We start from the raw sequence: 18,936 nt of genomic DNA on the forward strand, positions 1-18,936 counted from the left end.
CAATGCGTCTATTGAGGGATAAATTAGTATTCAGGTAAATTCTGAAGATGACCACGGAATCTTTTTTCTGTTAAAGTTCTTATGATAAAGGATTCGGACGATTTAACGGCGGATTAAAGAAGTAATTTCCAAAAATTTGGTAATAAAGATTCTTTAGAATAGAGTCTTAAAGATTCGAAAACCGATACTACATATAGATATTATTGAAGGGAGAGCTGTAAGGTGATCACAAATTAGTTATTGTGTTTTTGTTTCTGAAGTTTTGTTTCCTTTTTATTTTAACTTTCGAATTGGTCGTATGAAGAAACTCATTATCTTTATAAAAGTTTTCAACAGAAGTATAAAATTCTTTTATCTAACAACAAGAACCTATATCTAATTTAACTACTACTTCAATTACAATTCCTATTTACATGCCGACTATTAATTTCATTCTGACCATCTTCTGCACAGCACTCCTACTTTCCTGTCAGGATTCAGAAAAAAAAGTGACAAATAACCAGAATCCCCAGCGCCCGAATATAATTTTTATGATGTCTGACGACCATGCTTATCAAGCAATTAGCGCTTATAATGATGAGTTAATCACCACCCCAAATATCGACAGAATAGCTGATGAAGGCATACTTTTTACCAATGCTAGCGTGACCAATTCAATTTGCGCACCCTCACGAGCAGTAATCCTCACTGGAAAACACAGCCACTTAAATGGAAAAATTGATAACCTTAGTGATTTTGACACTACAAATGTGACTTTCCCCCAGTTACTCCAGGAGGCAGGGTATCAAACAGCTATGTTTGGTAAACTCCACTTCGGAAATAATCCGAAAGGCTTTGATAAATTTATGATTCTTCCGGGACAGGGTGACTACTATAATCCAAAGTTCATTACTCAAAAAGGAGATACGGTAATTAATGGATATGTGACCGATATTATCACCGATCTTACCCTTAACTGGTTGGAAAAAGAAAGAGATAAAGGAAAACCCTTCTTATTAATGTACCTGCATAAAGCCCCCCATAGAGCCTGGTTGCCTGCAGAAAGACATTACAAAGAATTTACAAAGAAAACATTTCCACTTCCGGAAACCCTTTTTGACGATTATGTTCGAATTCATCCTAAAGACCTCAAGCCCGAATCAGCAGAACTGCGATCTGGCCATGGGAATCTGACGCCTCCTAAAAATGGTATTAGCACAGCTGCAAAATCGGCAGAGATGAATATTCTCACTCATATGATCCTAACCAACGACAATAAATTAAAAGATAGTGTCGTCAAAAAATTAGGAATAGAAGAACGTTATCTGGGTGACCCTACCAGAGGAATGAACGAACAACAAAAAGCTGCCTGGGATGCGGTTTACAATCCCATAAATGAAGAATTTACAGAAAAATATCCTGGCATGGATTCCAAAGATTTAATGGAATGGAAATATCAACGTTATATGCAGGATTATCTGGGCACCATTGCTGCCGTAGATGAAAATGTGGGAAGGGTTTTAAATTATCTTGATGAAAACGACCTTACTGAAAATACGATTGTGGTATATACCTCAGATCAGGGTTTTTATCTGGGAGAGCATGGATGGTTTGATAAGCGCTTCATGTATGACGAATCTTTTAAGACCCCGCTACTTATAAGATGGCCAAATCAGATCAAAGAAGGCATCACTGAAGAAGAAATGGTTCAAAACCTGGATTTTGCCCAAACTTTTCTTGAAGCAGCCGGTGTTAAAGCACCAGATGAAATGCAGGGTAAGAGTTTAATTCCTCTCTTAAAAGGAGAGAATAAGGCATGGGATAGAGAAGCGGTTTATTATCATTATTATGAATATCCTGCAGAACATGCCGTAAAACGACATTATGGCATTGCCACAAAAGATTATAAGCTCATTCATTTCTACTATGATATAGATGAATGGGAACTTTATGATCGAAAAAATGATCCCAGGGAAATGCATAATGTGTTTTATGACCCCGATTATGCTGAAGTACGCCAGGAAATGGTGCAAAAATTAAAGGAAGTGCGGGAAAAGTATAAAGATTCTGAAGAGCTTGACAAACAGTTCATTAAAGTTTACGAAGAAAAATAAAAGAGAGTCATTAACTGGGAAGAAATTAGGGAGGCTAATAACAAATAATTATTACATCAGGAAATGCAATGAGAATATTTACCACCCTTTTTTGTTTGTTCCTAATATACGGTTGTGGTGTAAGAAATATCAGGAAAAACTCACAAGATTCCTGGAACCTTGTATGGCAGGATAATTTTGAATACAATGGGAAGCCCGATGACAAAAAATGGTCTCACTCCCCAAAAGGAGGCGCCGATTGGGCCCGGTATTGTACCGACAGTGATTCTACCCGTTTTGTGAAAAATGGAAATTTACATCTTCGGGGTATTTTAAATACCAATCCTGCCGACACTTTAAAATACAGTACTGGCTGTATTAGCACCAAAAATAAATTTTCTTTTAATCACGGGAGAATTGAAGTGAGGGCAAAACTGGATAAAGGCAAAGGCTCGTGGCCGGCTATTTGGATGATGCCTCAAGATTCAAAATACGGTGGCTGGCCCCACAGTGGAGAAATAGATATTATGGAACATCTAAACAGAGACACCATTGTTTATCAAACTCTGCACAGCAATTATATCGATATTCAGGAAAAGCGGGAAGATCCATTATATTTTACCACCGTTCCTTTTAAAATAGGGGAATATAACAACTATGGAGTGGAATGGTATCCAGACCGTCTTGATTTCTTTGTCAATGGAAAACACACATTCTCTTACCCCAAAATTCAGGATGCCGATGCCAGGCAGTGGCCGTTTGATCAGGAATTTTTTATACTTCTCAATCAGGCCCTGGGAGGTAGTTGGGTAGGTAAAATTGCAGATGAAGATTTACCGGTAGAAATGCTTGTAGATTGGGTAAGAGTGTACCAAAAAAATTAATTCTCCGGTTCCTGCCATAAATCAATCTCTATTTAATTTCTAAACGCCATAAATTGCAAAGGAGTCAATTTCTTATCATTTTAAATCTATCCAATTCCACCTTGATGAAAACAAAAGTCCGGTTTTTCTTCGCCCGATTCACTTTACTTGCGGGTCTCTTTCTTATATCACAAAGCTCAATTGCACAGGAGCCGGTTTTAATCCCAACTCCTCAGGAAGTAAGTTTTAATCCCGCGCAGGATTTTGCTTTGCAACCAGGACGGAAAATCTGGATCAATACATCAAGCACAAACAATTTTGCTGTGGAACAGCTGCAAAATGCCTGGTTAGAAAAAACTACCTCAAAGTTATCTAAGGTAAAAACTGCCAAAAAAGCTGATATTATCCTGTATGCTGCAGAGGATAAATCGCTTTCAGTTCCCAAAAAGCTTTTGCCTTCTTCTGAAATCCTTCAGAAAATAGGCAAGCAGGGCTACTGGCTTAAAATAGATGATAAGATTCGCATTGTTGCCAACACCTCCCGGGGCCTCTTCTACGGCGTCCAAACTTTGAAACAGCTGCTCAAAACATCAGGGGAAAATGCCATTTCTGAAACCGAAATCACAGACTGGCCTGCGCTGGAATACCGCGGATGGATGGACGATATAAGCCGCGGCCCCATTCCTACTTTAGATTACGTAAAATATGTGATCAAAACGCTTTCGGAATATAAATTGAATTTTATCAACCTGTATACGGAACACACCCTTGAAAATGAGAAATTCCCGGATATAGCACCTCCGGGTGCCTTTACTCCTGCAGAAATTACGGAATTGGAGGAGTTTGCAGCAAAATATCATGTGGCGGTAATAGGAAATCAACAGGCATTCGGTCATATGGAAGAGATCCTTAAGATCCCGTTTTACGATGAAATTGCCGACAACAAGTGGAACCTCAATCCCGCCAGTCCGGCAACCTATGATTTTCTTAAAACCTATCTTGGAGATGCTGCCAAGGCATATAAACATCCATTCTTTAATATTGGAGCCGATGAAACTGATGGTTTGGGTTCGGGAAAAGCAAAGGGATTGGTAGATTCTTTAGGTATGGAAGCCGTGTATGCCATCCACATCAACAAACTGGATAAGATTCTAAAAGATGCAGGAAAACGTACCATGATGTGGGGGGATATTGCCGTAAATCATAAAGAAATTATTGATCAGCTTCCAAAAGATCTTATCATTCTATCCTGGGGCTATGATCCACGGGATAATTTTGACGAAGCTATTCTCCCATTTAAAGCATCGGGATTTGATTTTATGGTAGCTCCGGGCGTGCGAAGCTGGAGTGAGATTTATCCAAATTTAGACGTAGCTGTTAAGAACATAGCTAATTATGTACGGGACGGGCAGGAACATGGTGCTATGGGCATGATCAACACCGCCTGGGATGATGACGGAGAAACCCTTTTTAATGCCAACTGGCACGGAATGATTTGGGGAGCAGAGATGTCATGGCACCCCATACTGAATCAGGAAGAGGAACAGGCAGAACAGGAAAGACAAAGCAGACTTCAAATTTTTAATAAGGGCATAGATCGCATTTTCTTTGGCTTACAGGACGAAGTAAGCGTTATGGAAAGCCTTAATAAGTTTGCCGAACTAAGAAAAATTCCCGTTTTTTCTGGGATGACCAATGCCTCTACCTGGAGTAGTATTTACGATTTCTACCCTGGGGAAGAAACCAGTAAGGTAGCTGCTGCAAATATTGAAATGTTGAACCAATCCGAAAAATTGCAACTGGAGTTGCAGGAAAAACTGAAATATGTAAACTCCAATCAGGCAGCATTAAAGGTGGCAATTTTGGCAGCACAACGGGCCGCATATACTGCTAAAAAAAACCTGTTCACTTTAGAAGTGCAAAAGGTTTACAACAATCCTGAAGCCAATCCCGGTTCTTTATTAGAGACCAGAGATGCATTGTTAAAAGAACTTCATCAGTTAAAGATCGATTATGTACGGGTTTGGCAATTGGAAAACCGGGCCTACTGGCTGGAGGAAAATCTTAAAAAATATGATGCCCAGGCCAAAGATCTACTGGACCTGAAGTCCCACATTTTTATTGAAGCCGGGGAAGCTGTTAAACCCGGCGAAATGCAGATCAAATTAAAAAGCCTGTTTCCTCAAACCCGGATATACTACAGCCTGGATGGCAGTGAACCCACCAAAAAATCTTTACTTTACAGGGGTAATCTGGCTATAAATTCTAATACTCTCGTACAGGCCCGCGGCTACTCTAATGGACAAGCCGGCGAAATCTCTTCCAGATTTTTCAATGTCCATAAAGCATTGGGCGCTACACCTGTCATAAAGGGAAATTACAGCACAGCGAATCCTGCCTATGCTGCCGGCGGACCCCGGGGCTTGACCGATGGTCTCAAGGGTTCAGAAGACTTCGCTGATGGTCGCTGGCAGGGTTATGCAGGGCAGGACGTAGAAGTTGTGCTGGATTTAAAAAAGAAAACAGAGGTCAACGAAATTTCTGCCGATTTCTTTCAGCGGGCAATTTCATGGATCATGCTGCCGAAAAATGTGGAATTTTACGCATCTTCAGATGGAAAAAACTACCAACAAGTGGCTGTATCCGGTAATCCTGTCGATGACAAAGATCAGGGGCTTATTATTCAGGAATTTTCTTCGGGACCTTTAAACTTAAATACGAGATACCTAAAGCTGAAAATTAACTCTCAGGGCATGTTACCCGAATGGCATACCGGAGCGGGTAAACCGGGCTTTATTTTTATAGATGAAATTGTGGTGAAGTAGTCAGTCAAGAAATACTTCCGAAGTAAGTCTGCTCAATATGAAGTACAGGCTAAACTACAGCAGAAGAACATCACAAGAAAATCCTTTAAAAAGAGCTCGGGATTAGGTAAATAAGAGACAAGCTGGAGATGTAGCATACCTGAATAAAAATTTTAATTAATGTTGATCGATGAAGAAATTTATTAAAGAAGCATGCGTAGGTAACCTTGAAGAAGCAATAAGAGCAGAAGCCCAAGGTGCTGATCGCATTGAACTCTGCACAGATCTTCATCTGGACGGCCTAACTCCTTCCGAAGAACTAATCAAAACAGCAAAAGAGCAGCTTAATATTCCGATAAGAGTGATGATTAGGCCGCGGAGTGGAGATTTTCTCTATACTCCTGAAGAATTGAAAGAGATAAAAGCTTCAATAGAATTTTGTAAAAGTACAGGTGTAGAAGCCGTTGTTTTTGGAATATTGAATTCTAAAAATGAACTTGATATTGAAAAGATTGAACAACTGACTCAATTCTCCGCACCTCTAAAAGTGGTAGTTCATAAGGCTATTGATTTCACAAATGATCCTCTGGAAAATTTAGAAAAACTCCTTAAGATAAAAGGCATAAGCAGTGTGTTGACATCGGGAGGAGCAGAAACCGCTGAAGAAGGTAAGGAGCTTCTTAAGAAAATGCTGGAGCTGTGCGGTAATGGCGTAGAAATAGTACCGGCTGGTAAAATATCATGTGATAACCTGGAAGAATTACATGAATATCTTGGCGCCCGCGCCTATCATGGAAAACGCATTGTAGGTGACCTGCATTAGAACTGTAGCCTGTAAAAAACAAAATCACTGACTGAAAAACTTCATGACAGCGATTTTGTTTTTTAATTTAATCCGACATTCTAGTACCGGGAGTGCCTACAAAAGTAGTTAATTATGGAACGGCTAACGGTTCAGTAAAAATCAATCTCTGCCGCCGAAGCCGAATTTCCCTGCCCTGCAATAGTTATTGCTTCTATTCGAACATATCGGGTTTGATAACTGCGTTTTAACTGATGGACCCGCGGAGTAGGATCATTAATTAGATTGCCAAAATTAAAGACGTCTATCAATTTCCAGTTCTTTCCATCCTCGCTGATCTTAATAATTCCGCTTTCTATAAGGTCTGTTTTTTCTGAAGTCTCGGGAGTGTATCCAAAGGCCGAGATCTCTACTTCTGCTCCCAGATCAATTTCCAGATAATGAGGCTTTCCTTTAGATCCCGAAACCCAGTAAGTATCGGGGTCTGCATCAATAGCCAGTTCAGGAAGATTTTCCTCCCTGGAACTGTCGGCAATAATCTTCCAGTCATTTTTAAGTAACCCGAAGGTTTTAGAGGATTCGGCACCCTTAACACCATTTTTTACAGCCACTGCCTTTAATGTTCCTTGATTCAGCATAAAAGGTGCCTCGTATTTCTTTTTTAAATCCTTACCTTCTATCCAATATTCGATTTCGATCTCCTCATCAAAGTTTTGCGGGAGCGGATCTCTTTTCCAGGTGAATTCATCCTTTTTAGGTTCCAGTGTCACCAGTCCGTCAGTATTCCTGGTCATTTCGATTTGAGGCGGTCTTTCAGCATAATAATGAGCCGAAATCTTAGCGACTGCGGGAGTAGCACGTGACCGGGTAATTAATAGTCTGAATTCTTTTGCAGTAACCTCAGGAAATCTTAAAATGCGATTAAAACCTACGTTGGTGCCTTTAGAAATGACTTCCCAGGTGCCATCCACAAAAGCTTCCAGTTGGTGAGCTTCAATTCTTTCTCCATGACTTGCGACCGCTTCCTGGATTTTGAGACGGTTAATCGTAATGGGTTTTTGTGCGGTAATTGTTATCGCCTTCGGCTCCTCTTCCAAAAGCACAAAAGTCTGGAGTTTTTCATCTTTTAAAATTTCAGGTAGATCTGTAGCTGCAAAGTGATCGTTTCCGTAGGTTTTTTTAATCCGCTCCCCCACTTCTTTTAATACAGAGACATCCTCTTCAGAAAACCTACCTTTGCGGTTGGGAGGAATATTCAGCAGAAAAATTGCATTACCACCTACGGCCCTTTCATAGATATCAAAAACATCATCGGCATTTCTCACTTTTTGGGACTCCTCATCCCGATAGAACCAGCCTTCCCGAATGGAGGTATTTACTTCTGCGGGTTGATAATGTAAATACCCGGCCTCATATAATTTTTCCCTTTGCCCAATACTATCTCCCGTAATATCACCAAAAATGTTCATGGTATCGGGATTTCCCTCATAGGGAATCACATTCCATTCGGTATTGCGGGTGGCTCCAGATTCATTTCCTGCCCAGCGAATATCTTCTTTCCCAAAAATAACTGCCTGCGGAGCCAAAGTTCTTATCAATTCTTTCCAGGCTGTGTAGTTATAAGTTTGACCGCCTTTTCTCTTGGGATGCGCGCCATCAAACCATACCTCGTGAACCGGACCATATTCGGTGAGCAACTCGAATAACTGGTTTAAAAAATACTCGTTGTAGTCATCCACCTCAAATTCGAAAGTTGTTTTATTTTTAAAAGGCCTCCCGGGAACTTTCCGCGGAATCGTTCTCTTGGTGGCATTGCTCAAATTCCCGTATAAGCCCTCTGGATTTTCTATTTGATAGAGATCGGCCGGGGAAAGATAAACTCCCAGTTTTAACCCATACTTTTTACAGGACTCGGAAAGTTCTTTCATAATATCCCCTTTTCCCGCCTTAAAAGGAGAAGACATTATTCCGTGATCTGTGTACCTGCTTTGCCACAGCACAAAGCCGTCATGATGCTTGGCGGTAAGAATCACTTTTGTCATTCCGGCTTCTTTCATGGCCTTACACCATTGATCTGTATCCAGGTTTTGAAGTTCGAATACCTGCGGATCTTCTTTTCCTGTCCCCCACTCCATTTTTGTGAAGGTATTGGGGCCTAAATGAACAAAGGCAATAAAACCGTCTTTTAAAGCTTGCAGTTGATTATCACCAGGTACTATGTGGGCGGCCTTTAAAATGATTTCTTCTTTTGAGTCTTCAGGTTCAATTTTAACAGTATTGGCTACCGGCATCTGCAGGCCTTCCTGCGCCTGGAGAGAAAGTGCGGGTACAATAAAAAGGTTTAAAAAAAGAGAGATTTTAAAAAAGGTATTCATGAATCAGGGGCTATTGGAGATTAATATTGCTTCGGGATATTCCCGGAGCCGTAGCTTCAATGCTTACAGGAGCTTTTAATTCTTTTGTTCTTAAAAGGATCGTGGCAATTCCTGCTTCAGCTTTTACGGGGTTTTCGCCAATGAGTTCGGCATTTTCTCCGGAAGAGATTTTAAAGGTCACCGGTAAAGTGGCATTGTGAACCAGGGTTCCGTTTTCATCCAGGAGTTTTGCGTAGATAAAAACCACATCTGAAGTTTCCCTGGCAATCTCCTTTCCTGAAATATCTGCTGAAAGTGCCATTTTTGACACCTCTCCCGGCGTGCGCACCACATGGCTGGCAACTTCTTTCCCGTCAATAAATCCAACTGATTTTATTTCCCCCGGAACATATTCAGGAATTGAAAATGTAAAAGGCGGGTACCACAGTTCATCCGAAAATTCAGTGCGAACCGGCTTCTTTTTTTCGATCAAATTTCCGTTTAGGTAAAGCTCCACTTCTTCGGTATTGCTGTACACGGTAACATCTGTAGTGGAACCGGGCTGCCAGTAGTTCGCTATGTAAACCATAGGTTCTGAAAAATTTCCCTGATATGGCGGCTTCTGACTCTTATAAAAATAGTAACTGAACTTCGGAATCCTGAAAATATCTGAAATCCCTGAAGCTTCAAGGTCATTGGCATATCCGCGGTTATAATCGAACATCAACCAGTTTGACATTCCAATGGTCTGTTCGCCCTTCAGGTTGGAATTTGTGGCTTCCTGAAAATTCAATGCCTGCTGCAAAAGCCTTTTTTCACCGGCAGATCTTAATTGCCTGCTGGTTCGCTCCTCTTCCTTCAGGTCGCCAAATGCCTTCTGGTTAAATCCGGCATTTTGCGCATAATATTCCCAGTCACCATATTCAGCTATTAAAACAGGTCGGTTGGGTTTGTTATAGTCATTCCAATAAGTAGGAGGCTGCGCATGTTGCCGTGCAGGAATAAAAAGCTCGTAAGCCGGGTGGTCTATCCAGCCAGCGCTAAATGTATTTTCGTAAGGCAGTTCGGCTTTTAAAACCTGATTGGCTTTCAGCATAAAAGCTTCGGTCATCCCCGATTCATTGAGGGAATTCTCCCAAAAAACCACACTTGGATGATTGCGGTCACGGCGTGCCATATCTTTAATATCCTGCAGCGCATTTTCAACAAATTCCCCTTCTTCATAAAACTGCCAGCCGGGAATGGCGTTCATTACCAGCAAGCCCAGCTCATCACAGGCCTTTAAAAAGGCAGTGGAATGTGGATAATGTGAAAGCCGCACAAAATTAAAACCTGCCTGTTTAATTTTATAGGCATCGCGGTAATTGGCTTCATTTGAAATGGCATAGCCCACATAAGGATATTCCTGGTGGCGGTTGGTACCATTGATGAACAATTCCTGGCCGTTGAGATAAAATGCATTTCCGGTGAGTTCAATTTTCCTTATTCCGGTGGTGATGCTTTGTCGGTCTATAACCTTTTCATCTTCAAGCACTTCAATTTCAAGCTCGTACAAATTAGGCTGGGACGGGCTCCACAGCTCCGGATTTTCTACGGAAACTTCAGCGGTAAAATGTCCATCTCCGCCGGAAACCAGTTTTTTCTGAGGTGTCAAAAATGTCATTTTTTCGCCTTCTTCCGAAGTTAAAGTGGCACGAATCCTCAGCTCTTTTTCAGCTTCAGCATCATTGACAACATGCACTTTTACAAATCCGGAAGCTTTTTCAGCAGAAATACTGTCGAAATGCACTAAAATTCCGCCGCCATTTACCTCTTTTGCATGAACCGGATCTGAAATATGTACCGGATTGGTCTTTATGAGCTGCACGTTGCGGTAAATACCCCCATAAAGGTTAAAATCGAGGTCGGCAAGCGGTTTTCCGGGTGGGATGGTGGCGTCATCAAGATTTATTACCTCAACTTTAATGCTATTTTGAGCATTATTCTTCAAAAAAGGCGTTACGTCGACAGTAAAAGGCAAATATCCGCCTTTGTGCGTCTTTACCAGAGAGTCGTTGATGCTCACGTGCGCCTCCTGCATAACGCCTTCAAAATGGAAAAACCACTTTTCATTTTTGGCCTTTTCAACGGGAAATTCTTTGATGTAAACCGATTTTCCCTGCCACTGGTTGTTTACCAGCAAAGGTTCGATCTTTACAGAATGTGGCAAAAAAACATCTTCTACGGTTCTTTCTGTTAATGCCGATGGATCTTCACGGTAAAACTGCCAGTTGTTGTTGAAGTTGATGACCTGGCGGGGAAGCTTCTGCTGTGCCCCCACTTTTTTGGAAGGAGGTAGGGACTCGCAACCAAAAAAAGTAAGGGATAAACAGACTAAAATGATAGTTTTTAACTGTTGTTTCATACAGCAGTTTATAAATGTAAATATTACCATTATTTCTGAAACTAAAAAGACTTTTTAGAAAAATTTTCTTCTGAAGAATTTCCTATAGCACGCCGAAGTCGCTTCCGCCTTTTAGGAGGTCGCTGTAGCGTTTATGGTCAAATTTGTAGAGAAATGCACCGCGTTTTGAGGAAGATTTATCTTTTTCGTCAAGTTTTACGAGCACATTATGGGAGAAAACTTTTTTGCGGAAATTTCGCGTATCGAGTTCCCGCTGAAATATCGCCTCATACACGCTTTGAAGTTGCGGGATTGTAAATTTTTCGGGTAGTAATTCAATGCCCAAAGGCTGGTACCTGGCCTTGAATTTGAGTTTTTCGAGAGCATCATTGACCATTTGCTCATGATCGAGTACCAGCGCAGGCAGATCTTTCACATCATGCCACACCGCGCCATGCTGCTCTACCAGCTTCTTGTCGTACTCATTAAGCCTGATGAGCGCATATTGCCCCACCGAAATGCACCTGAAGCCGGGATCTCTGTCTACAGCGCCATACACCTTAAGCTCTTCCATGTAAACGTCTTTAAGTCCGGTGATCTCTTCAAGCACCCGTTCGGCCGCAGCCGAAACATCTTCGTCAAGCTTTACAAAACTGCCTATAAGCGACCACTGCCCTTCCAGGGGAGAAACCCTTCTTTTGAAAAGTAAAAGTTTTAGACTTCCGGCATCAAACCCAAAGATAATACAGTCTGTAGCCACGAGCATCTTCTCACCCTGCTCATAGAATTTCCTGGTAACAGCCGGCAGGCCCTCTTTTTCTTCGTACATTAATGTGATATTACTTACTACAAAAAAACCATTTTTTTCTGGATTAAAAAATGATTGTACGATATACATTTATTAACTTTGAGGAAATCAAATTCAGCATTGATGAAAAACATCACGGAAGAAAACGTACCGGAAACTTTCAGGAATTTTCAAAAAGACTTCACGGTGTATGCCCCGGGCAGGATCAACCTTATTGGGGAACATACAGATTACAACAACGGGTTTGTACTGCCCACAGCAATAGATAAGACCATCAAGTTGCATTTTAGGGCCAACAACACGCCTTACACCTGCAGCGTTTACAGCAAGACCTATCATAAATCTTTCAGCTTTGATCTTCGGAAGATCTCCAGGAGCGATGTAGACTGGGAGAATTACATTTTAGGAGTGGTCAACGAGATCCAGAAGCTGGGGGAATATCCCGAAGGTTTTGACTGTATCATTGAAAGCGACCTGCCCGTGGGTGCCGGCATAAGCTCTTCGGCTGCCCTGGAGTGCGGGACTGCTTTTGGCCTCAACGAACTTTTTCACCTTGACCTTTCCCGGCAGGCCATAGCCGAACTTTCCAGGAATGCCGAACACAACTACGTGGGCACTAAATGCGGGATCATGGATCAATATGCCTCTATTCTCAGCAAAGAAGGGCACCTCATTTTACTCGACTGCCGCAACCTGGAAGCCACATACATTCCGGCCGATCTTGAAGGTTACAAGCTGCTGCTCTTAAACACCGGTGTTTCACACAGCCTGGCCTCGAGCGAGTACAATACCCGTAGAAAGGAATGTGAAGAAGCAGTAAAACTTATAAGTGTGGCTTACCCAGAAGTTAAATCCCTGAGAGATGTTAACCTGGAACGCCTATACGAAGTTAAAGACAGCCTTCCCGAACAGCTTTACAGGCGGGCGCATTATGTGGTATCAGAAAATGACCGCGTGCTTAAAGCCGTAGAAGCCATAAAACAGAAAGACCTGGAGCAGTTTGGCCTGCTCATGTATGATTCTCACAAAGGATTGCGCGACGAATACCAGGTGAGCTGTAAGGAACTCGATTTTCTGGTAGAGCTCACCACAGAGTATTCGCCGGTAAAAGGTGCCCGGATGATGGGCGGCGGCTTTGGTGGCTGTACCATCAATTTGATCGAAGAGAACGCCCTAGATGAGTTTATAAAAATTGCTTCGGAAGCCTATCAAAAGGAATTTGGTATTACTCCTGAAGCTATAGTCGTTTCCCCGGAACAGGGAACTTACCTGAAAAAAAATTAATATCCATGTCTGAAGATTTCAACACCCATCCTCACAAAAGATTCAATATTTTAACCGGAGAATGGATCCTGGTGTCGCCCCACCGCACAAAGAGGCCCTGGCAGGGCCGACTTGAAAAAGTGGCCGAAGAAAAAAGGCCTTCTTATGACGCCGACTGCTTTTTATGCCCGGGAAACAAAAGGGCCAGCGGAGACACCAATCCCAATTATACCAACCCTTACACTTTCAGAAATGATTTTTCGGCACTGCTGCCCGAGGGTCCAAAAGAAGAATTTGAAGACGGCCTGCTCAAAGCCAGTGCCGAAACAGGGATTTGCCGGGTAGTTTGTTTTTCACCCGATCATTCCCTTACCCTGCCGGTGATGAATACCAGTGATATTGTGAAGGTAATACGGAAATGGAAAGAAGAATATGCCAGTCTTGGTAGCCGCGAAGACATCAATCACGTGATGATCTTTGAAAATAAGGGCGATATGATGGGTTGCAGTAATCCGCACCCGCACGGGCAAATTTGGGCGCAGCTGTCAGTTCCGGTTGAAGTTCAGAAAAAGACCGAACATCAGAAAAAGTACTGGGAACGCAATAAGAGAAGCCTCTTGGGAGATTACCTTGAGCAGGAACTAAAATCAGAAGAAAGAATTGTGCTCAAAAATGAGCATTTTGTTGCCCTGGTGCCTTATTGGGCCATCTGGCCTTACGAAACCATGATCATCCCGCGGCGGCAAATGCAACATATTGGTCAGCTTTCTTCGGAAGAGGAAAATGCTTATGCCGGGATCCTGAAGCAGCTCACTATAAAATACGACAACCTGTTTCAAACCTCTTTCCCCTACTCTTCCGGAATTCATCAGCAACCAACCAATGGTCAGGATTTTCCCGAATGGCATTTTCACATGTCTTTTTATCCCCCGCTGTTAAGATCAAAGACGGTGAAAAAATTCATGGTGGGTTATGAAATGTTTGCCGGCCCACAAAGGGACATCACGGCAGAACAGGCCGCAGCAACCCTTCGGGAACTCCCGGCCCAGCATTACACGCAGGAATAAGGTGCCAAAAATGCCATTTTTTGAAAGTCTCTCCAGCTCCATTCCTCTAATTTCTGAAGTTTTATAAAAAAATTCGAGGCTGCCTGAAAAGGCAGCCTTTTTCATTTAGTCCTCATACTACTGCTTTTTTTGTTAGTTTTATAAAACTAATTATACCAATATGAGCAAATATCGCATTGAAATCAAATGGGCGGTCATCTTTTCTATCGCTATGATCCTCTGGATGCTGGGAGAAAAACTCTTTGGCCTGCACGACGAATACATAGCCGAACATTCCTTTTACACCAGCTTTTTTGCCATAGTGGCCATTGGTATCTACATGCTCGCCCTCTACGACAAAAGGAAAAATTACTACAGGGGTTTTATGAACTGGCAGGAAGGCTTTAAATCGGGCGCCATTTTAACCCTTGGCATAGTAATCCTCTCCCCTTTTGTGCAACTTCTGATAAGCGGACTTATCACGCCCGATTACTTCAGCAATATCACCGAATATTCTGTAGAAACCGGAGAAATGACCCGTAAAGAAGCCGAGGCCTACTTCAACCCTCGAAACTACATCATTCAAAGCATGGTTTGGGCGGCAATTACCGGTTTGATCACGGCAGCCATCGCAGCACTCATCCTTCGGCGCAAAGTTCCCAATCCGCATCAGGTTAAGGGAACCACCCCATACAGATAAGAGGGTTTTCTATGCAGCAGGCTTTCTTCCGAAGAAAAAATTACGACCGATTTAATTAAACTCCTCCAGTTTTTCCTCTAAAATTTTCTTCGGAAGGTTCTCAAAAATGCCATTTTTAGAATCCTTTTTAACAGGACATTGGCAGGAAAAAATACAGCTGCTGCTTAACTTCATGGAACCAACTTAAAAAGTAGCCAATGGAAATTGAAGACAACGAGAAAAAGATCAAAGTGGCCGAAGACCAGGGCAGGGCGTATTCTGCAGCGCTGGATTATATGAAGGAGATGGACAACCACGCCGAAAAAGAGGCCGGTGACTACATTATCAGCCTTGCTTCGGAAGAAGCCGAGGGCACCTACCAGCTGCAGGACGGAACATTAAAATGGAATACCCCAAAAGAAGGCTTTAATACCCACCTTGAAATTGTGGTGCGCGACAAACAGGACAAGCGGTTCATTCCCGGATTAAAGATTAGCGGAAAAGTGCTTGACACCAACGGAAATCAAATTATTGAAACCGATTTTCCCCTTTTGTGGCACCCGTTCCTGTTGCACTACGGGGCATTTTTCAGGATTCCGAAGGAAGGAAAATACAGGGTTCAGCTTGAAATCCCCGCCCCCGAATTCCACAGGCATGATGAAATCAAAGGGAAACGTTATGAAAAAGATGTACGGGTAGAGATCGAGATAGCAATGGAAACGGGAAGGGAACCCCATGGCCCCGAATAATTTCTAGACCTAGTCTCCATGCAGGAAAAGCAGCTCCATTCGCGTCAAAAAATCCTCTTTTTCAATAAAGATTACATTTCAGAATTCGTCTACGGTGGCATAGATGGAGCCATTACCACCTTTGCCGTTGTGGCAGGGGCCGAGGGAGCCGGCCTGGGAATTCAGGTTGTAGTGATCTTAGGACTGGCCAATCTCATTGCCGACGGCTTTTCCATGAGCGTGGGCAATTTCTTTTCAACCAAGGCCGAAAGAGACAGCTTTGAACGACACAGGCAGGTGGAGTACTGGGAAGTGGAAAACCTTCACGATAAGGAAGTACAGGAAATTAGGGAGATATATGCTGCAAAAGGCTTTAAAGGAGAGCTGCTAGAGCAGGTTGTGGAGGTTATCACTTCCAATAAAGAAGTGTGGGTAGATACCATGATGAAAGAAGAACTGGAAATGGTGAAAAGCGATAAGACTGCTTATAGCACTGCCGGCATGACCTTTTTCAGCTTTGTGACTGTAGGGTCTGTACCGCTGCTTTCATACTTCTTTGCAGGCACAGGGCCTGCCAACACCCAGGAGCTTTTTCTCTACTCCTGTATCCTTACAGGCGTAGCCCTTGCCATAGTGGGCAGTTTAAAAAGTATTGTGACCGAAAAGAACCTCTTTTTTGGCATTTTAGAAACCCTCTTTCTTGGAGGTATTGCCGCATTTCTTGCTTATTTTGTAGGGGATGTGCTGGAGAAAATGTTCGTAAACCTGTAACAATTTCTAGGCCTGTAAATTTCTTAACAAGCTATTTCTTATTCTTAAATTTTACTGAATATTCTATTAAAAATCAGTGATTTAACAATTGATTGGCAGATCATAATCCGTTTCTGTAGTTATCTTCGAACATATAAAATTGATGACTATGGAAAATCGTTACTCTAAATTTAAGAAGTTGAACTGGCTGCTTACAGAGAGTTTTGAAGCAGAGCGTATTTATTACAACGCAAGCGAGGATGTACAGCAAGTGGAGTTGAAGCGATTTTTCAACCACGAGACTGTAAACAGAAATCGCTTTAGTTACGAAATCTCAGAGCAACTGGTACAGGTCGGCATTGAACCTGCCAGGGACTGGGTGCAAAAAGGAAATCTAGATCGCGACTGGCGGGAAGAGAGAAAAGCCCTGGTCAAGGCCAGGCCTTTAAAGCTGCTGAAAAAATGCAGAAAAAAGGATCAGGAAAACCTGGAACTTTATTCGGAATTGCTGGAACAAAAAGCATTGCCCAAAGAAATTCTCAAACTCCTAAAAAAGCAAAAAGAAACTATTGAAAATGCTGTTCAGAAATGCCTTAAATATGAATCTGGCGAAGAAGCCTTAGACCCTTCCAACCAGCCACGGGTTCGCAAGCTGAAGGCAGTATAACACAGATTTTCAACTCGTAATTTAAAGGCTGTAGTAAAACTTTTAGAAGCGTCACTTTGATCTTATTTCTGAAGACCAGGTTATGATTTTCAGAAATAATTCCAAACGAATTTAAAGGTTTTGCTCAGCCTTAATTTTTTGTGATCAATTGCATTTAGCTATCTTTAATTCATGCGAAGTACGATTAAAAAGGGTGTCCTGGGACTTTTTATTGTTCTTGGGGTGGTAATGCTCACCTACATAATTTACAAGAATAACACTAAGTCTTTTAGTCCAGAAGATACGGTAGAGTTTAGCAGCGGCGATTTACAGCTCGAGGTTTTTTACAACCGGCCTTACAAGAAGGGCAGGGAAATCTTTGGAGGACTGGTGCCTTATAATGAAGTCTGGCGAACAGGGGCAAACGAAGCTACTACCTTTACCACCACAAAAGATGTACTCATAGATGGCTCCCCGCTGCGGGCTGGCACCTACACGTTATGGACGATCCCGAGCAGAGATTCCTGGAAAGTAATTTTTAATTCTGAAATGTATCCCTGGGGCATCACTGCAGATAAGGTTCCTTCCCGAATTCCTGAGTATGACGTGCTTACCATTGAAGTTCCGGTGCGAAGGCTCAAAACTACTGTAGAACAATTCAGCATTATTTTTGAAGAAGAACGGGAATTCATCAATCTCAATCTGGCGTGGGATAAAACCCTCATCCGAATTCCCATAAGAGACCCGGAAACCCTGGAAAGGATAAAAGGCTTCTAAAATGACATTTTTGGAGGCCTGTACCCGGCCTTAAGTTAACCTCTTTAATGTCCGCCAGATATATGCCGTACCTAAAGGCACGGATCAATTTCCCTTTTGTTCTTCTACCTATATATTGTCCCTAACGGGACAGGAAACATTTCAAGATCCCGGAGGGATCGAATATGGGTAAAAAAATAAAGATGTTACTGTGCCGTAGGTACAGGAGATGCTGAGGAATTTCTAAAAATACAAGAAATGCTATTCCAGTTTATCCTCTTCCTGACACCAGTTAACTTATCTTCAGCAGCAAATCTGGATCGGGGCAGTTGTTGAGGAAAAACTGCAAATCTTTTTTACTGGCAACCCCGGGATAATCTCCAGATTTTTCCTGCATATCAAGTATGAGCTGAAAATGGAGGTGGGCTGCGTAATTCCCATTTTCAGAAGTATTCCCCACAGCGGCTATTGCCTCCCCCCGTCTCACTTTTTGACCTACCGCCAATCCTTCTAAAGAGCTTTTTTGAAGGTGACCATAAAGACTGTAAAAGACCTCTCCTTCAGTTTCGTGTTCAAGAATAATGGTGGGACCGTAATCTCCAAAATTATCGTTGTTTTGAAAGCTGTGTATTTTCCCATCGAGCACTGCCAGCACCCTCGTTCCTGCCTGCACCCAAATATCTACTCCAATATGCCTGTTCCTTATTAACTCCTCATCTTCAGCCGAAGAGAACAAACCGCTTCGTTTATAGAGGGCCCGGTGCTCGTTATAGCCGCCCCAGGCTACTTTCCCGCCTTTCTTCCGAAGAAATTCATTTAGAAAATCCTGTAAAGCCTCCGGGGTGTCTAATTGCGCCTGCGACAATTCAGGATTATGCACAGAAAGATCAATGTGCTGGTAATCTTCCGAAGAAAAACCGGCATCAATTACAGGGGTGAAGCCTGTAGTGAGACCGGGTAAAAAATGAGGTTTAGGCATGGT

General features: G+C 42.4%; 15 protein-coding genes. 11 read left to right on the forward strand and 4 right to left on the reverse strand.

Annotated features, from left to right (window positions below):
- Positions 1-530 precede the first annotated feature (530 nt).
- The 4 genes from JRG66_RS00570 (at position 531) to JRG66_RS00585 (ending at position 6,562) form a co-directional block, all read left to right on the forward strand.
- Positions 531-2,093: a sulfatase family protein gene (locus JRG66_RS00570; protein WP_371875318.1), complete on the forward strand. Its 1,563-nt coding sequence runs from the start codon at positions 531-533 to the stop codon at positions 2,091-2,093.
- A 68-nt stretch (positions 2,094-2,161) separates the two neighbouring features.
- Positions 2,162-2,956: a glycoside hydrolase family 16 protein gene (locus JRG66_RS00575; protein ID WP_265163792.1), complete on the forward strand. Its 795-nt coding sequence runs from the start codon at positions 2,162-2,164 to the stop codon at positions 2,954-2,956.
- A gap of 104 nt (positions 2,957-3,060) precedes the next feature.
- Positions 3,061-5,760, forward strand: a complete 2,700-nt coding sequence (locus JRG66_RS00580; protein ID WP_265163793.1) for a glycoside hydrolase family 20 zincin-like fold domain-containing protein — start codon at positions 3,061-3,063, stop codon at positions 5,758-5,760.
- A gap of 169 nt (positions 5,761-5,929) precedes the next feature.
- Complete coding sequence (locus JRG66_RS00585; protein WP_265163794.1) at positions 5,930-6,562, forward strand: copper homeostasis protein CutC; 633 nt, start codon at positions 5,930-5,932, stop codon at positions 6,560-6,562.
- A gap of 131 nt (positions 6,563-6,693) precedes the next feature.
- Here the strand turns inward: JRG66_RS00585 and JRG66_RS00590 are convergent, their stop codons facing one another.
- The 3 genes from JRG66_RS00590 to JRG66_RS00600 form a co-directional block, all read right to left on the reverse strand.
- Positions 6,694-8,916, reverse strand: coding sequence for an alpha-L-fucosidase (locus JRG66_RS00590; RefSeq protein WP_265163795.1), 2,223 nt, complete (start codon positions 8,914-8,916; stop codon positions 6,694-6,696).
- A 10-nt stretch (positions 8,917-8,926) separates the two neighbouring features.
- Positions 8,927-11,299 (reverse strand): glycoside hydrolase family 2 TIM barrel-domain containing protein, encoded by a 2,373-nt coding sequence (locus tag JRG66_RS00595; protein WP_265163796.1) that lies wholly within the window; start codon positions 11,297-11,299, stop codon positions 8,927-8,929.
- Between the two features lie 82 nt (positions 11,300-11,381).
- Entirely contained in the window at positions 11,382-12,107 is a 726-nt protein-coding gene (locus JRG66_RS00600) for an NUDIX hydrolase (protein WP_265163797.1), read from the reverse strand.
- A 102-nt stretch (positions 12,108-12,209) separates the two neighbouring features.
- Here JRG66_RS00600 and galK point away from each other — a divergent pair, with 102 nt between their 5' ends.
- From galK to JRG66_RS00635, 7 genes are all read left to right on the forward strand, one after another.
- Entirely contained in the window at positions 12,210-13,370 is a 1,161-nt protein-coding gene (gene galK, locus JRG66_RS00605; protein WP_265163798.1) for a galactokinase, read from the forward strand.
- A gap of 5 nt (positions 13,371-13,375) precedes the next feature.
- A complete protein-coding gene (locus JRG66_RS00610; RefSeq protein WP_265163799.1) occupies positions 13,376-14,416 on the forward strand; it encodes a UDP-glucose--hexose-1-phosphate uridylyltransferase in 1,041 nt (346 codons plus the stop codon).
- A 160-nt stretch (positions 14,417-14,576) separates the two neighbouring features.
- Entirely contained in the window at positions 14,577-15,095 is a 519-nt protein-coding gene (locus JRG66_RS00615; RefSeq protein ID WP_265163800.1) for a DUF4199 domain-containing protein, read from the forward strand.
- Between the two features lie 197 nt (positions 15,096-15,292).
- On the forward strand, positions 15,293-15,823 hold the full coding sequence (locus JRG66_RS00620) for an iron transporter (protein WP_265163801.1): 531 nt from the start codon (positions 15,293-15,295) through the stop codon (positions 15,821-15,823).
- A gap of 18 nt (positions 15,824-15,841) precedes the next feature.
- On the forward strand, positions 15,842-16,573 hold the full coding sequence (locus JRG66_RS00625; protein WP_265163802.1) for a VIT1/CCC1 transporter family protein: 732 nt from the start codon (positions 15,842-15,844) through the stop codon (positions 16,571-16,573).
- A 148-nt stretch (positions 16,574-16,721) separates the two neighbouring features.
- The gene (locus JRG66_RS00630) at positions 16,722-17,219 is read left to right on the forward strand and encodes a DUF2383 domain-containing protein (RefSeq protein WP_265163803.1); all 498 of its coding nucleotides are present in this window, start codon (positions 16,722-16,724) and stop codon (positions 17,217-17,219) included.
- Positions 17,220-17,390: 171 nt separating this feature from the next.
- Positions 17,391-17,975, forward strand: a complete 585-nt coding sequence (locus tag JRG66_RS00635; RefSeq protein ID WP_265163804.1) for a DUF2911 domain-containing protein — start codon at positions 17,391-17,393, stop codon at positions 17,973-17,975.
- Between the two features lie 271 nt (positions 17,976-18,246).
- On the opposite strand, the gene JRG66_RS00640 is transcribed toward JRG66_RS00635, so the two are convergent.
- On the reverse strand, positions 18,247-18,933 hold the full coding sequence (locus tag JRG66_RS00640; RefSeq protein WP_265163805.1) for a peptidoglycan DD-metalloendopeptidase family protein: 687 nt from the start codon (positions 18,931-18,933) through the stop codon (positions 18,247-18,249).
- Positions 18,934-18,936: the final 3 nt, after the last annotated feature.

Source organism: Salinimicrobium tongyeongense, assembly GCF_026109735.1.
GTDB lineage: Bacteria > Bacteroidota > Bacteroidia > Flavobacteriales > Flavobacteriaceae > Salinimicrobium > Salinimicrobium tongyeongense.

Bases quoted from the DNA above. Each gene is read 5' to 3' on its own strand.
- JRG66_RS00570 (WP_371875318.1), top strand. From the start codon at position 531: ATGATGTCTGACGACCATGCTTATCAAGCAATTAGCGCTTATAATGAT.
- JRG66_RS00575 (WP_265163792.1), top strand. From the start codon at position 2,162: ATGAGAATATTTACCACCCTTTTTTGTTTGTTCCTAATATACGGTTGT.
- JRG66_RS00580 (WP_265163793.1), top strand. From the start codon at position 3,061: ATGAAAACAAAAGTCCGGTTTTTCTTCGCCCGATTCACTTTACTTGCG.
- JRG66_RS00585 (WP_265163794.1), top strand. From the start codon at position 5,930: ATGAAGAAATTTATTAAAGAAGCATGCGTAGGTAACCTTGAAGAAGCA.
- JRG66_RS00590 (WP_265163795.1), bottom strand. From the start codon at position 8,916: ATGAATACCTTTTTTAAAATCTCTCTTTTTTTAAACCTTTTTATTGTA.
- JRG66_RS00595 (WP_265163796.1), bottom strand. From the start codon at position 11,299: ATGAAACAACAGTTAAAAACTATCATTTTAGTCTGTTTATCCCTTACT.
- JRG66_RS00600 (WP_265163797.1), bottom strand. From the start codon at position 12,107: ATGTACGAAGAAAAAGAGGGCCTGCCGGCTGTTACCAGGAAATTCTAT.
- galK (WP_265163798.1), top strand. From the start codon at position 12,210: ATGAAAAACATCACGGAAGAAAACGTACCGGAAACTTTCAGGAATTTT.
- JRG66_RS00610 (WP_265163799.1), top strand. From the start codon at position 13,376: ATGTCTGAAGATTTCAACACCCATCCTCACAAAAGATTCAATATTTTA.
- JRG66_RS00615 (WP_265163800.1), top strand. From the start codon at position 14,577: ATGAGCAAATATCGCATTGAAATCAAATGGGCGGTCATCTTTTCTATC.
- JRG66_RS00620 (WP_265163801.1), top strand. From the start codon at position 15,293: ATGGAAATTGAAGACAACGAGAAAAAGATCAAAGTGGCCGAAGACCAG.
- JRG66_RS00625 (WP_265163802.1), top strand. From the start codon at position 15,842: ATGCAGGAAAAGCAGCTCCATTCGCGTCAAAAAATCCTCTTTTTCAAT.
- JRG66_RS00630 (WP_265163803.1), top strand. From the start codon at position 16,722: ATGGAAAATCGTTACTCTAAATTTAAGAAGTTGAACTGGCTGCTTACA.
- JRG66_RS00635 (WP_265163804.1), top strand. From the start codon at position 17,391: ATGCGAAGTACGATTAAAAAGGGTGTCCTGGGACTTTTTATTGTTCTT.
- JRG66_RS00640 (WP_265163805.1), bottom strand. From the start codon at position 18,933: ATGCCTAAACCTCATTTTTTACCCGGTCTCACTACAGGCTTCACCCCT.